Origin of the sequence: Gordonia insulae, from assembly GCF_003855095.1 — a bacterium.
Lineage (GTDB): Bacteria > Actinomycetota > Actinomycetes > Mycobacteriales > Mycobacteriaceae > Gordonia > Gordonia insulae.
The window spans coordinates 5,233,747-5,247,883 of the sequence record NZ_CP033972.1; the positions used below are offsets into that span (position 1 = coordinate 5,233,747).

The 14,137-nt window shown below is 66.7% G+C and carries 13 protein-coding genes; 7 read left to right on the top strand and 6 right to left on the bottom strand.

Annotated features, from left to right (window positions below):
• Positions 1 to 10: 10 nt before the first annotated feature.
• The 4 genes from D7316_RS23920 to D7316_RS23935 all read left to right on the top strand — a co-directional run bounded on the left by D7316_RS23920 (position 11) and on the right by D7316_RS23935 (position 3,966).
• Positions 11 to 979 (top strand): NADPH:quinone oxidoreductase family protein, encoded by a 969-nt coding sequence (locus D7316_RS23920; protein ID WP_124710475.1) that lies wholly within the window; start codon positions 11 to 13, stop codon positions 977 to 979.
• 68 nt (positions 980 to 1,047) lie between these two features.
• Positions 1,048 to 1,317: a DUF2277 domain-containing protein gene (locus D7316_RS23925; RefSeq protein ID WP_124710476.1), complete on the top strand. Its 270-nt coding sequence runs from the start codon at positions 1,048 to 1,050 to the stop codon at positions 1,315 to 1,317.
• 145 nt (positions 1,318 to 1,462) lie between these two features.
• Entirely contained in the window at positions 1,463 to 3,211 is a 1,749-nt protein-coding gene (locus D7316_RS23930) for an ABC transporter substrate-binding protein/permease (RefSeq protein WP_124711546.1), read from the top strand.
• The gene (locus D7316_RS23935) at positions 3,208 to 3,966 is read left to right on the top strand and encodes an amino acid ABC transporter ATP-binding protein (protein ID WP_124710477.1); all 759 of its coding nucleotides are present in this window, start codon (positions 3,208 to 3,210) and stop codon (positions 3,964 to 3,966) included. Before D7316_RS23930 ends, D7316_RS23935 begins: the two co-directional genes overlap by 4 nt.
• 13 nt (positions 3,967 to 3,979) lie before the next feature.
• On the opposite strand, the gene D7316_RS23940 is transcribed toward D7316_RS23935, so the two are convergent.
• Entirely contained in the window at positions 3,980 to 4,915 is a 936-nt protein-coding gene (locus D7316_RS23940; protein WP_124710478.1) for an amidohydrolase family protein, read from the bottom strand.
• 327 nt (positions 4,916 to 5,242) lie between these two features.
• On the opposite strand from D7316_RS23940, the gene D7316_RS23945 reads away from it, so the two are divergent.
• From D7316_RS23945 to D7316_RS23955, 3 genes are read left to right on the top strand one after another with little or no spacing between them, the layout of a single operon-like run.
• Positions 5,243 to 6,487 (top strand): ABC transporter substrate-binding protein, encoded by a 1,245-nt coding sequence (locus D7316_RS23945; RefSeq protein WP_124710479.1) that lies wholly within the window; start codon positions 5,243 to 5,245, stop codon positions 6,485 to 6,487.
• Positions 6,488 to 6,534: 47 nt separating this feature from the next.
• Positions 6,535 to 9,309: a branched-chain amino acid ABC transporter permease/ATP-binding protein gene (locus D7316_RS23950; protein WP_124710480.1), complete on the top strand. Its 2,775-nt coding sequence runs from the start codon at positions 6,535 to 6,537 to the stop codon at positions 9,307 to 9,309.
• Complete coding sequence (locus D7316_RS23955) at positions 9,306 to 10,028, top strand: ABC transporter ATP-binding protein (protein ID WP_124710481.1); 723 nt, start codon at positions 9,306 to 9,308, stop codon at positions 10,026 to 10,028. Before D7316_RS23950 ends, D7316_RS23955 begins: the two co-directional genes overlap by 4 nt.
• Positions 10,029 to 10,087: 59 nt before the next feature.
• Here D7316_RS23955 and D7316_RS23960 read toward each other — a convergent pair whose 3' ends face one another.
• Genes D7316_RS23960 through D7316_RS23980 form a run of 5 tightly spaced genes read right to left on the bottom strand, consistent with a single transcriptional unit; the run spans position 10,088 to position 14,135 of the window.
• Entirely contained in the window at positions 10,088 to 10,741 is a 654-nt protein-coding gene (locus D7316_RS23960; RefSeq protein ID WP_124710482.1) for a PaaI family thioesterase, read from the bottom strand.
• A 19-nt stretch (positions 10,742 to 10,760) separates the two neighbouring features.
• Positions 10,761 to 12,119, bottom strand: coding sequence for an alpha/beta hydrolase domain-containing protein (locus D7316_RS23965; RefSeq protein ID WP_124710483.1), 1,359 nt, complete (start codon positions 12,117 to 12,119; stop codon positions 10,761 to 10,763).
• Positions 12,116 to 12,502, bottom strand: a complete 387-nt coding sequence (locus D7316_RS23970; RefSeq protein WP_124710484.1) for a carboxymuconolactone decarboxylase family protein — start codon at positions 12,500 to 12,502, stop codon at positions 12,116 to 12,118. Before D7316_RS23970 ends, D7316_RS23965 begins: the two co-directional genes overlap by 4 nt.
• Positions 12,499 to 13,389, bottom strand: coding sequence for an NAD(P)-dependent oxidoreductase (locus tag D7316_RS23975; RefSeq protein ID WP_124710485.1), 891 nt, complete (start codon positions 13,387 to 13,389; stop codon positions 12,499 to 12,501). Before D7316_RS23975 ends, D7316_RS23970 begins: the two co-directional genes overlap by 4 nt.
• Positions 13,386 to 14,135 (bottom strand): SDR family oxidoreductase, encoded by a 750-nt coding sequence (locus tag D7316_RS23980; RefSeq protein ID WP_124710486.1) that lies wholly within the window; start codon positions 14,133 to 14,135, stop codon positions 13,386 to 13,388. The genes D7316_RS23975 and D7316_RS23980 overlap by 4 nt, the downstream gene beginning before the upstream one ends.
• Between the last annotated feature and the right edge of the window lie 2 nt (positions 14,136 to 14,137).

Sequence of the window (14,137 nt, forward strand, 5' to 3'; positions counted from 1 at the left end):
GGTGAGCCGTATGAAAGCACAAGTGCTCACCGCCGAGACGGGCCCCGCTGGACTGGAACTGACCGACGTCGACGACCTCACGCCGGCCGACGGCCAGGTCCTCGTCGACATCAAGTCGTGTGGTGTGTGTTTCCCCGATCTCCTGATGAGTCAGGGCAAATATCAGCTGCGGATGCCCACTCCGTTCACGCCGGGTACCGAGGTGGCGGGGGTCGTCCGTCAGGCGCCGGAGGGTTCCTCGGTCAAGGCAGGCGACAAGGTGCTCGTCGCGTCGATCGTCGGCGGCTTCGCCGAGCAGGTCACCGCGGCCCCGGAGCAGTTGCTGCCGCTGCCCGACGGCCTGACCTTCGACGAAGGCGCGGCGATGGGGATCAACTATCAGACGGCGTTGTTCGCCCTGAAGCTCCGCGCGCAGACCGCCCCGGGTGAGATCGTCGGCGTCCTCGGCGCTGCAGGCGGTGTCGGGACGGCGTCGATCATGGTGGCAAAGGCCATGGGCGCGAAGGTGATCGCCATCGTCCACCGCAAGGGTGCAGAGGACCTGCTGCGCAGTGCCGGGGCGGACGAGATCGTGCAACTCGAGGACGGCTGGGGCGCCGAGCTCAAGAAGATCGCGCCCGAGGGTGTCGACGTGATGATCGATCCGTCCGGCGGCGACGTGTTCGACGAGGCGTTGCGGCAGGTCGCGCCCGACGGCCGCTATGTGGTGATCGGGTTCGCCGCCGGCGGCATCCCGACGGTGAAGCTGAACCGGGTGCTCTTCCGCAACATCGCCGTCGTCGGGGCCGCGTGGGGCGAGTACGTCCGCACCCACCCGGGCGTCCCGGAACTGCTGCACGACGAGCTGGGCGAGATGATCGCCGCAGGCATGCGACCGCTGGTCAACGTCACCTATTCCCTCGACGAACTGCCCCAGGCGTTGACCGACCTGGCCGAAGGGCGGATCCTGGGGAAAGCGGTCGTCAAGATCGCCGACTGAGCGATTCCTCCGCTGGTTGAGTGGTCGACGAGCGGAGCGAGGAGACGTATCGAAACCGAGGGAGCACCATGTGCCGCAACATCACCGAACTGCGCGGTCTCGAGCCCGCGGCCACCGATGAGGAGATCGAGGCCGCGGCCCGTCAATATGTCCGCAAGGTGAGTGGGGTCCGCCATCCTTCCGCCGCCAACGTCGAGGCATTCGAGGAGGCGGTGCGCAAGGTCACCGAGGCCACGCATGTCCTTCTCGACGCCCTGCCGGAGCGTCGGCAGCCACCCAAGACCGTGCCTCCGCTGCGGCGTCCCGAGGTGCGGGCCCGCATCGCGGCGCGGGGCTGACAGATCGCGGCGCGGGGCCGACAGATCGGAACTTACGCGCACCGGTGAGGGAAACGTTTGGCTGTCCGGTGGCGGTGCTCGATAGTGTGCTGAGGTGACCGCACCCAGATCGATCCGTCTCCTGGTGCTCGCGGTGGTCGCCGCGATGCTCGGCATGGTGGCCCTCTTCGGCGCCCCGATGCCGCGGGCGAACGCCGCCCCGGCCGACAGTTGCGCGCCCGCCGGAGTCGAATCGGCGTCCGCGGCGCCGGTCAATCTGGCGGCCGCCGAACAGGGCGGCGAGGACCGCTACACCACCGCCACCACCACGCCGATCGATCAGATCGACGTCACCAGGCTCGGGCTGCTCAAGCCGGGGACGATCTCCGTCGGCACCCTGTCGGATGCCGGTCCCAGCATCTGTGTGAACAGCCAGGGCGACTTCACCGGGTTCGACAACGAACTGCTCAAGGCGGTCGCCGCAAAACTCGGCCTGCAGATCGAGTTCTCCGGAACCGAGTTCGCCGGGCTGCTCTCGCAGGTGGCCAACAACCGTTTCGACGTCGGGTCGTCGTCGATCACCACCACCGACGAACGACGCCAGACCGTCGACTTCACCAACGGCTACGACTTCGGTTACTTCTCGCTGGTCGCGCCGACCGACGGCCCGATCAAGGGGTTTTCGAACCTGAGTGCCGACACCCGGATCGGTGTCGTGCAGGGCACCGTCCAGGACGACTATGTCGTCAACACCCTCAAGCTCGATCCGGTGAAGTTCCCCGACTACGCGACCGCGTACGCCAACCTCAAGAGCGGCCAGATCGACGCCTGGGTCGCGCCGTCCCAGCAGGCCGAGGGAGCGGTGCGCGACGGCGACGGCACCGCCATCGTCGAGAACACCTTCAGCGTCAACAACTTCGTCGCCTGGGCGGTCGGCAAGAACAAGCCGGCGCTCGTCGGTGCGCTGAACTCCGGCCTCGACGCCATCATCGCCGACGGCACGTACGCGAAGCTCTACTCCGACTGGGTGCCGCGTGAGCTGCCGGACGGATGGAAGCCGGGCAGCAAGGCCGCGCCGGAACCGGAACTGCCCGACTTCGCCGCGATCGCCGAGGAGAACGCCGCGAAGGACACCGACGCAGCGACGGACACACAGCCCAAGGGCACCTTCGCCCAACTGGGCAGCACCTTCTTCAACTGGGATCTCTACAAGGAGTCGTTCCCCGACCTCATCAAGACGGGACTGGTCAACACACTGATCCTGTCCCTGGTGTCGGGTGTGCTGGGCACCATCCTCGGCATGGTGCTGGCGGTCGCCGGTATCTCCCGGTCGCGGTGGCTGCGCTGGCCGGCCCGCGTGTACACCGACATCTTCCGCGGTCTGCCCGCCGTCGTGGTGATCCTGATCGTCGGGCTCGGGGTGGGCCCGATCGTGAAGAACCTGACCGGCAACAATCCGTACTGGCTGGGTGCCGTCGCGCTGGCGTTGCTCGCGGCCGCCTACATCGGCGAGATCTTCCGATCGGGCATCCAGAGCGTCGACGACGGCCAGATGGAGGCGTCGCGGGCGATCGGGTTCAGCTATCGGCAGTCGATGCGGCTGGTCGTGGTCCCGCAGGGTGTACGCCGCGTGCTGCCCGCGCTGATGAATCAGTTCATCAGCCTGATCAAGGACAGTTCGCTGGTCTACTTCCTCGGTCTCCTCGCCAGTCAGCGGGAGCTGTTCGCGGTCGGTCGAGACCTCAACGCGCAGACCGGTAATCTCTCGCCGCTGGTGGCCGCGGGCATCGTGTACCTCATTCTGACCATCCCGCTGACACACCTCGTGAACTACATCGACAACCGTCTGCGCAGGGGCCGCCCGGCCGACGTCGAGGATGATCCGTTGCCCGTGACCGCCGTCGAGAAGGGATGAGGGACGTGGCCGACACCATCACCGCACGCGAGGCGGTCTCCTTGACCGGCACCGATCTGCACCTGTCGTTCGGCAAGAACCACGTACTGCGTGGCGTCGACATCCAGGTCGACGCCGGGACCACGACGACCGTGATCGGTCCGTCCGGGTCGGGCAAGTCGACGCTGCTCCGGGTGCTCAACCGGCTCCACGAACCCGATCAGGGAGACATCCTGCTCGATGGTCGGTCCGTCCTGCAGGACAATCCCGATGAACTCCGGCGCCGTATCGGCATGGTGTTCCAGCATTTCAACCTGTTCCCGCACAAGACGGTCGCCGACAACATCGCGCTCGGGCCGCGAAAACTGCGTGGCCTGGACAAGGACGAGGCGCGCGCCGTCGCGATGCGCCAGCTCGAGATCGTCGGGCTGACGAACAAGGCCGACGCCCGGCCCGGCAGCCTGTCCGGCGGACAGCAGCAACGCGTGGCGATCGCTCGGGCGCTGGCGATGGAACCGCAGGTGATGTTCTTCGACGAGGCGACGTCGGCGCTCGACCCCGAACTCGTGAAGGGGGTGCTGGCACTGATGGCCGACCTCGCGCAGGAGGGGATGACGATGGTCGTCGTCACCCACGAGATGGGCTACGCCCGCAACGTGTCCGACAACGTGCTGTTCATGGACCACGGCGTCGTCGTCGAGACCGGCAAGCCGGAACAGATCTTCGACTCGGCCGAGTCCGAGCGGCTGCGCGCGTTCCTGTCCCAGGTGTTGTGAGGCCGGCCGGATCTCAGCCGACGCCGAACAACCGGGAGGCGTTGCCGTACAGCACGCCGCGTACCCAGTCGTCGCCGAGGTCGAGGCGTTCGATGGCCTCGAGGGCGTGTGCGTAGGGGTGGGGGATGTTGGGGAAATCGCTGCCGAACAGAATGCGGTCGCCGAGGTCGCGCAACCGCGGCAGCGCATCTTTCGGGTACGGGGCGTCTGCCTCGGCGAAGTCGGTGAACGACATGGTGGTGTCGAGGCGGACGTTCGGGTAGCGGTCCGCGAGATCGAGGAACTCGACGTATTCGGGCGTACCCATGTGCGCGACGATCAGCGGCAACGACGGAAACCGGTGCAGGAGTGCGGCGATCGGCTCGGGTCCGGTGTGCGTGCCGGGGGCCGGACCGGAACCGCAGTGGATGATGACCGGGACCTGGCTGTCGGCGATCTGGGACCAGACGCCGTCGAGTAGTGAGTCCATCGGTGAGAAGTCGCCGACCTGGATGTGGCACTTGAACACCCGTGTCCCACGCTGGATCGCCGTCGAGACGTAGTCGGTGGCCGACTCCTCCGGGTAGAACGTCGCGGTGTGCAGGCAGTCCGGGTGAGAGGCCGCGAAGTCCGCCGCCCAGCCGTTCAGCCACTCCGCCATGTCCGGCTTGTGCGGATAGACCAGCGAGGAATACGCGCGCACCCCGAAATCCTGCAGTGCCGCCGCCCGGACATCCTCGTCGGCGCGGTAGGTGATCGGCCACTCCCGGCCGATCAACGGTCCGGCCGAGTCGAAGTAGGCCCACACCTTGTCCATCACCGGCTTCGGCATGAAGTGGGTGTGCACGTCGATCAGACCGGGCAAGCCGAGACCTTGCCACAGTGCTCGTACCCGCTCGGCCTCGTCCGAACTGAAGGGGTCGGGCAGAACGGTTGCCGGGTCAGGCCCGTCGGGAACATCGCTGCTCACCTTCGCCACGCTACTCCGGCCGATTCTCGTCGGAGTTGTCGCCCGGTCTCTCGAGAGACCCACCCGGCGGCCACGCGTCCCGGAGGTGGCCCACCGGCGGCCGGGACGACACGGACGCGGGCACAGCGGCCGCCTAAACATGTTGGGCGAGTGTCCAACTTGGTCGACTTGGCCACTGTGTCGGGTTTCTCCAATGCGTGTAGATCGGCAACTGGAACGCGTTACAGTTCTGCCGGAAGCGGCGTGCGAGCGCGAGCTTCGGCCGGCGGCTCCACCTGCGGCTTGTGAACCGTCCGGGTTCGTCGTTCACCTCTGAAGGGACCAGCAGTGAAACCATCGCATTCGGTCAAGCATGCCCTGCGCACGGCGGCGACGGTCGGCGCCGTCGCGGTACTCGCCGTCGGGGGGCTGTCGGCATGCGCCGACGACAGTTCGTCGGGATCTGGCGATTCGGCCGGTGCCACTTCGGCTTTGCCGTCGAATGCGGCTACCGGGGACCCGATCAAGGTCGGCTTCATCACTCCGGAGGGTGGTCCGATCACCGTGCCGATGGTCCGCGAAGGTGGTGAGGCCGCCACCGAATACCTGAACAACAACGGCGGCGGGATCGGCGGCCACAAGATCGACCTGGTCGTCTGCAAAGAGCAGGAGGACCCCGCGTCGGCCACGAGTTGCGCCAACCAGATGGTCGAACAGAAGGTGTCCGTCGTCGTGGCGCCGTTCGGCTCACAGGGTGCGGTCATGTTGCCGATCGTCGCGGGCGCGGGCATTCCCTATGTCGCTCAGGCGCCCGTCTCGATGGTCGAGATGATGACTCCGGGCGCGTTCATGCTCTCCGGCGGCATCCTCGCCGTATTCGCAGGTCAGGCTGCCACTGCAGCCAAAGAAGGGGTCAAGAAGGTGGCCGTCGTGATCTCGGATGCGGGCGACGCCGCCTCCTCGGTCAAGGCGATCGGAGAGCCGACATTCAAGGCGGCGGGCGTGGAGATGGACGTCATCACCATCCCGGCGTCGGCCGCGGATCCGACCCCGCAGATCACTGCCGGTCTGGCCGACAATCCAGGCGCGGTCACCGTACTGGGCGAGACCAGTCAGTGCATCTCGACGATCAAGGCGTTGCAGACCGCGGCGCCGACGGTGAAGAAGTACCTCATCGCCAGTTGCCTGGACAAGCAGGTCATCGACAGCGTGGGGGCCGACGCGGTGACTGGCGCCAAGGCGTTCACCACGGTCAAACTCGACTCGGACGACCCGTCTTCCGAGCTGTACCGCAGTGTTATGGCCACCTATGCCCCCGATACCGATCCGGCGGGCCTTGCCTACCTCGGCTATCAGGTGATGATGTCGCTCGGCGAGGTCGGCAAATCGCTGACCGGCCCGGTGACCCCGCAGGACTTCATGACGGCGTTGTCGTCGGCCAAGGATGTCCCGCTGCCCGCCGCTCCCGGCCTCACCTTCACCTGTGACGGCTCGGCCGTTCCGCAGCTGAAGACGCTGTGCAGCAAGTCGATTCTGGTCAGTGACGTCAACGCTGATACCAAACTCGAGAACACCGTCGCAGTCAACAACTAGTTGGAGAGATCGGGGGCCGCTGCGCCGGCCCCCGATCGGGGGCGTACATGACTCAACATATCGCTTTCCTGGCGCTGGGCCTCGGCAACGGTGCGGTCTACGCCGCACTCGGACTCGCTCTGGTGATGACATTCAAGAGTTCGGGCGTCGTCAATTTCGCGACCGGTGCGGTCGCGCTGTATGCCGCTTACACCTATGGATTTCTTCGGCACGGTGAGTTGCTGAACCCGATTCCGGGTTTCCCGGCGACGATCGACGTCGGAGGCGATTGGGCGATCCTGCCGGCGATGGTTGTCTCCGTGCTGATCTCGGCGGTCCTGGGTGTCGTTCTCTACCTGCTGGTCTTCCGTCAGATGCGAACCGCTCCGGCCCTGGCCAAGGCCGTTGCGTCGATCGGGTTGATGCTCGTGATCCAGGCCCTCATCGCGCTGCGGGTCGGAACCGAGACCCCTACGGTGAGTGCGATCTTCACCCCGAACGTCATCCGGATCGGCGACAGTGCGGTGTCCACAGATCGACTCTGGCTCGCGGCCGTGGTCGTCGGATTGGCCGTCTGCGCGGGACTCGTGTTGCGCTACACGCGGTTCGGGATCGCCACCGAGGCAGCGGCAGAATCCGAGAAGGGTGCGTTGGTCACCGGTCTGTCGCCGGAGCGGATCGCGGTGAGCAACTGGGCCCTGTCGTCGGCGACCGCCGGCCTGGGCGGGATCGTCATCGCGCCCATCGTCCCCCTCAACCCGGTGGCCTACACCATGTTCATCGTGCCCGCCCTGGCCGCGGCCTTGGTGGGCAACTTCTCCGCCATCGCGTTGACGGTCGGTGCCGGACTCGTGATCGGGATGCTCCAATCCGAGGCCACGAACCTGCAGTCCACCTTGGATTGGTTCCCGGATGCTGGTGTGGCAGAGGCTGTGCCCCTCCTGCTCATCGTGGCCTTCCTGCTCGTGCGGGGGCAGGCCATTCCGGGTCGAGGTGCGATCACTCGACAGGATCTCGGCCGGTCCCCGCGTCCCCGTCACGTGGCGGTCCCCGGACTGATCGGGTGCATGGTGGCAGTCGCCGCTCTGTTCGGCACCTCGGGCAGCCTGCGCCTGGCTGTCATCGCCTCGATGATCTTTGCCGTCATCGCGCTGTCGCAGGTGGTGGTGACCGGCTACGCCGGTCAGGTCTCGCTTGCTCAGCTCACGCTGGCGGGCGTGGGCGCCTTCGGCATGAGCCGACTTAGTTCAGATCTCGGCATCCCCTTCCCGATCGCGCCCATCCTGGCAGCGTGTACGGCGATGGTGATCGGAGTGGTGATCGGGCTCCCGGCGCTGCGGGTGCGTGGCTTGCCGCTGATGGTCGCGACATTGGCACTCGCGGTCTTCTTGGAGGCCTTCTGGTTCCGGAATCCGAGCCTGAACGGCGGCATGCAGGGCGCCCCGATCGAATCACCGACGCTGTTCGGCCTCGATCTCGGGATCGGTTCCGGTGAGGGATATCCGAGGGTGGCGTTCGGGCTGGTCTGTCTGGTGGTGCTCGCGGTGGTCGCGTGGTGTGTGGCCCGGTTGCGGGGCAGCGCACTCGGCGCCTCGATGCTGGCAGTGCGCGCCAACGAGCGCTCCGCAGCGGCCGCGGGTGTCAACGTGGGCGTGACCAAGCTGATGGCCTTCGGCATCGCATCGTTCGTCGCGGGACTCGGCGGCGCCCTGCTCGCATATCAGCAGACGATCGCCACCGCGAGTTCCTACACCGTGTTCGCCGGCATCGGGCTGTTCGCTGTGTTCTTCGTGGCCGGCGTGACGTCGGTGTCCGGTGGACTCCTGGCAGGTTTGCTGGCCCCCGGTGGTGTCCTCTACTTCATCTCCGATCGGTACCTCAGCTTCGGCGACTACTACATGCTCGCCAGCGGAATCCTGTTGGTGCTCACGGTGGTCACCAGTCCGGATGGACTTGCCGGTTACCTGCACCGGATCCGCGTTCCGGCTGTCGCCAGGAGGCGTACGGTGCCCGACGCGGCACCCGATCCGGAGCCGCTGGTGATGGAACCGGCGCACGTGACGGGCGAGAAGACGGTCCTCTCGGTCGAGGGGGCCAGCGTGAACTACGGTCCGGTGGTCGCCGTGGACGAGGTGAGCTTCGAGCTCCAGCAGGGCGAGATCATCGGTCTGATCGGACCGAACGGAGCCGGCAAGACGACTCTCATCGACGCGATCTCCGGATTCGCGCCATCGCGGGGGCGAGTTGTTCTGGACGGCAAAGAGATCAGCGGTCTGGCCCCCTATCGCCGCGGCCGACTGGGACTTGGCCGCACGTTCCAGGACATCGAGCTCTACGACGAGCTGTCGGTGGCGGAGAACGTGACCGTCGGTGCGACGCGCCTGTCGGGCGACACCTCGGCGATCGCGGACAGGGTCTTGACGTTGTTGGATATTCGGCATCTGGCCGATGTCGTGGCCGCAGACCTGTCCCAGGGGCAGCGGCAATTGGTATCAGTGGCCCGCGTCCTGGCGGGTCGGCCCCAGGTCGCGTTGCTCGACGAGCCCGCCGCCGGACTCGACACCACCGAGAGCAGGTGGCTGGGGGAGCGCCTGCGGGCGGCACGGGCCTTCGGCGTCTCCATGTTGCTTGTCGACCACGACATGGATCTGGTGCTGAGCATCTGCGATCGCGTGATCGTGCTCGATCTCGGGGCGGTGATCGCCACCGGGACACCGGAAGAGATTCGCTCGAACGACGCGGTGATCGGTGCCTATCTGGGTGCCCCGGTCGCCACGACCGACACTGTCGCGGAGAGGGACATGGACACTACGCCTGCGGCGACCGAGGAGGTGCCGTCATGACGTTGTTGGCGTGCACGGACTTCGACGCCGGCTATGCTCGCTCGGCCCCCTGCGTCCGCGGCCTCAACATCGGGGTCGAGGAAGGCGAAGTGGTCGCACTGCTCGGGCCGAACGGCGCAGGCAAGACCACGCTGCTGATGTCGATGTCGGGATTGTTGCCGAGCCTGGGTGGTTCGGTATCGGTGGCCGGTAAGACGCTGACCTCGGGTAAGCCACGCGCCGCGGTCCGCGCAGGTGTGGTCCTGGTGCCCGACGATCGTGCGCTGTTCCGGCGACTGACCACCGAGAAGAATCTGCGACTCGCGATCAGAGAGCGGGGCCGCAGCTCCGCGCGGAAGTCACTGGAGCACGTGCTGCAGTACTTTCCGGCGCTGACGCCGCGACTCGGCGTGGCTGCAGGGCAGTTGTCCGGTGGCGAACAGCAGATGCTGGCCATCGCGCGAGCGCTGCTGCAGCAGCCGCGGGTGCTGTTGATCGATGAACTCAGTATGGGGCTCGCCCCGGTTGTGGTGCAGTCGATTCTACCGGTCCTGCGTGACGTTGCCGCGTCCAACGGCACCGCTGTGGTGCTGGTGGAACAACACGTCCGGCTCGCCCTCGAGGTCTCTGATCGAGCCATCGTCCTGGTGCACGGCCAGGTGAGGTTGACCGATGACTCCTCAGCACTGGCCCGCGACGTGGGGCGGATCGAGCGTGCGTACCTCGGTGGCGCCGAGTGACGACGGTGTGGCTGACAACTGTGTTCACGGGGTAGGCCGTCAGGTCGGCATCGGCCGGCTCATCGGGGAGGAATGCGCGCAGACTCCGGCATGACTCCCGCCCAATCCTTCGGCACGATGAAGACACCTTCAGCGGTCACCGTCTCGCCGTCCGCGTCGGAGATCGCTCCGCGCACGATCTTCTTACGCCCCTCGCGTTCGGTGATGATCGCCTCCGCGTGGAGCGGCCCCAACCGGGTCGGGCGCAGATACCGCATCTTGAGAGTGCCGGTGTAGCAGGGGACGTCGTCGGCGCTACCTGCCTGGCCGAGGACGTGGTCGAGGAGCATGGCGCACACCCCGCCGTGCACACAACCGGGGGGACCTTCGTAGGCGGCGCCGAGCGTGAAGTCGGCGGTGACCAGGCCGTCCGGGTGCTTGAGAACCTGCAGAGGTGGTGCGATCGCGTTGCGCAAACCGATCACTGCGTTGCCCCACGGCATGCCGATGCCCTCGGCGGTGTGACGCACCCCGAAGGCGCCATCGATCTGGTTGGCGCGCAACGACTCTACCACCGCCGTGAGCCGTGCATTCGCCTCCGTGACCACTGTCTCGTCGACCTCGGTGCGGATCACCGCATCGATCAGATCCCGGACGGTGTCGGCGAGCGGGCCGTACACCGCCATCCGTCGTTCGACCTCGTCGGCGGTGATGTCCTCCAGGGTGAACTGCATCTTTCCTCTTCCTGCCGGGTCAGTCGGGGATCAGGTCGGGCCGGGCGTCGGCGAGTGCCTCAGCGCGGTCGGCCGGCAGGATGAATCCGCCCTCGATGGCGGAGTCCGTCGCCGCGCGGTAGCGCCGGTCGTAGTCGTCGCGGTCCCCGTAATGCGCGGCGAGGCGCTCGGCGGGGATCGGGGTGGTCGATCCGAACAGGATGCAGATGCGTGGCACATCGGCGTCGACGATGCCGCTGAGCACCTCGGTCGGCGCGTCGACGCAGGGCGTGCGGACGCCGCCGCGCACATTGCCGAGGGTGTCGACTGCGAAACGTGGTGGTGCCAAGGTGGTGTCGAGTTCCAGGGGCATGGCGGTGGGCGGGGGAGCGGGCGCACCACCCTCGGCCCAGGTGCGCAGGTGTGCGATGGCGGCCCGGAGCACGAGGCGTTGCTGGCCGCGATTGACCGGGGTAGGGCAGCCGAGCATGTGCTCGTAGGGGCCGATCTGGTGCAGGTCGGCGTGGGCGGTGCCGGCGATCTCCCACGTCCGCAGTCGATCCGTATCGGGTTGGCGCGCACGATGGAAGCCGAAGTTGGTGAGCACATCGGTCTCCGTCTGCACGATGAACACCGGGATCGAGAGGTCGGTCCGAATGGTGACGGGTTCCCGGGCGAACACCGCGTCCACATCCAGGGCGGTACCGACCTCGCCGAGTGGGAGGGCGCCGGCGGCGCGACTGTGGATCAGCAGGCCGTCGAACACCTTGTGGCGGTCGGCGAACAGATTGGCATAGGTGGTCAACGCCATCGCCGACTGGGACTCGCCGACTCCGAGGAGGCGCCGTACCGACAAACCGTGAAGCGGATGCGAATCGTCTGGTGAACGCAGGGCGGCGCCGATCGAGGCGAAGATGTCGTAGCAGTACGCATCGCCCGGGTGATACATCCCTGCATAGCGTTGGGCGTCGTGGCCGGACAGGCCGGGTGCACCGGCAGTATCGAGGCCGTCTACCGACCCCGCTCCGCCCATCACCCCGGTGTACTGCGCCGAAACACCCACCCAGGCATAGCCGCCGCGGATGAGTTCCTCGGCCAGATAGGTGTATTCGGGTGCCGCATCACCACCGCTACTGACATTGAGCCATTCGACGACGACTGTGCCGGTGAAGTCGACGTCTTGCTGCGGTCTGCGGACCAGGATGCGCGTGGTGTACTCGTCCTTGCCGCTTGGGTCGACCGCGTGCATTCCGGAGAGCGTGAATCGGGTTGCGACACCGGTGGCCGCGTACTCGATCTCCTGAAAGCCGTTGGCGGCCAGATTCGGACCCGGGGTGGCGCTGACGATGTTGCAGCCACCACCCCCGGTCAGCTCGACGAATTCGACCGCACCGGTCATTTCTGCTGTGTCTTCTCGTGTTTGGAGATGACGTTCCCGAACATGAAGTGCATCTTCGTACCCAGTGGCCAGCCGACGTAATAACAGAGGAACAGGCTGATCTCCTCGAGCTGTTCCGGGGTGAGCTCCCCGTTGCTCAGGGCCGCGCCCGCCTGGATCTCGGCGACGTCGATCTGGCCCGCCTGGGCGAGCGCGCCGAGCAGGATCAGACGGCGGTCGCGGACCGAGAGTCCCTCCCGCGTCCAGACCTCGCCGAACACCTGGTCTGCGGTGTGCGCGAAGAAGTCCCCCGGACCGTCGGACATCTCCCAGCCATAGACCTTGGACATCATGTCCAGGCCCTTCTGACGTTGTGGGCTGGTGGTCTCATCAGCTGATGTCATGCGTCGTCTCCTTCTCGATGTGGCACACCCAGTCCGATCGCGAAGTCGCGGAGGGCGATCTCGCCGAGCGGCAGGTCGACGCCGAGCTCTCGACCGAGTGCCAGTGCCAACGACAGGTCCTTCTCTCCGAGCCCGCGAACCGGTGTCAGTACGTCATACCAAAAATCATCGGGCTCGATCTCCGCGGTGGTGTCCCGCAGGATGATCGACCCGGCGCCACCGGTGATCGCGTCCGTGTGGCGGACGACCTTGCCCAGCTTGGTGATACTGATCCCGGCCGCCTCGGCGAGCTTCGACGCCTCGGCCGCTGCGGTGAACGAGATGAAGTGCAACAGGTTACGCGCGAGCTTCATCCTGGTGCCGGCACCGACGTCGTCGCCCGCGTGCACCAGCATGCCGGCGACGAGGCCGAACGGTTCCTTCAGTTTCTCGTAGGAGGCGCGGTCCCCGCCGACCATGATGGCCAGCCGGCCCTGCTCGGCGCCCGCCGCCCCACCCGATATCGGCGCATCGAGAAGAGTCACACCGTGTTCCGCGCACGTCTCAGCCAGTTCTACGGCGGTCTGCGGACCGATGGTGGAGTGAACGGTGATGATCGTGCCGGGAGCGGCGGCGCCGAGCAGACCGCCCTTGCCCGCGACGACCGTGCGAACCTGGTCATCGTCGAGGACGCAGATGCCGATGACGTCGCACGTCGCCGCCACGTCGGCCAGCGATTCGGCGGCGGTCGCGCCCTGGTCGACGACTTTGGCGACAGCCTCGCTGGACAGATCGAAGACGGTCAGGCCGCCTTCCCACTTGGCCAGTCGGCCCGCCATCGGACCGCCGATGTTGCCCAAGCCGACGTATCCGAGGCGCACCGTCGAACCTCCCGTCGCCTCGCTCATGACCGGATGACCTGTCCGCCGTCGACGTTGAAGATCTGTCCGGTGACCCAGCCTGCCTCGTCGGACAGCAGGAACAGGCACATGCCGACGAGATCCTCAGGTGTGCCGAACCGCTTGAGCGGCAGGCGGTTGACGATGTCGGCGACCATCTCCTTGGGTGTGGTGCTCCGGGTGGCCTCGGTGTCGATCGGTCCGGGGGCGATCGCGTTCACGCGGATGTTCTGGCCGCCCAGTTCGGTGGCCAACTGCTGGGTCAGGCCGTTCACGCCGACCTTCGCCAGACCGTAGAAGCCGCTGTACAGCCAAGCGGCAGTCGAGGACTGGTTGACGATGGCGCCGCCGTCCGCCATGTGCGGGTAGACCGCGCGGGTGACGTTGAGTGCGCCGTCGAGGTTCACGCTCATGAACTTCTTGTAGTAGTCCCAGGGCACCGTGATCAGGAAGTCGAGTTTCATCCCCCCATAGATCGCAGCATTGTTCACGAGGCCGTCGATCCGTCCGTACGCGTCGACCGTCGCGGCCGCGAGCGCCTGCGCCGACTGCTCGTCGGCGACGTCGGTGCTGACGTACAGGCCCCCGATGTCGGCGGCGACCTGCTTGCCCTGCTCGTCGTTGAGATCGGCGACCACGACGTTGGCACCCTCGCCGGCGAGCGCGCGGGCGTAGGCCTCACCGATACCGCCGGCGGCGCCGGTCACGATGATGGTCTTGCCGGCAAAGCGCTGATTGCGATTCTCGGAACTCATTG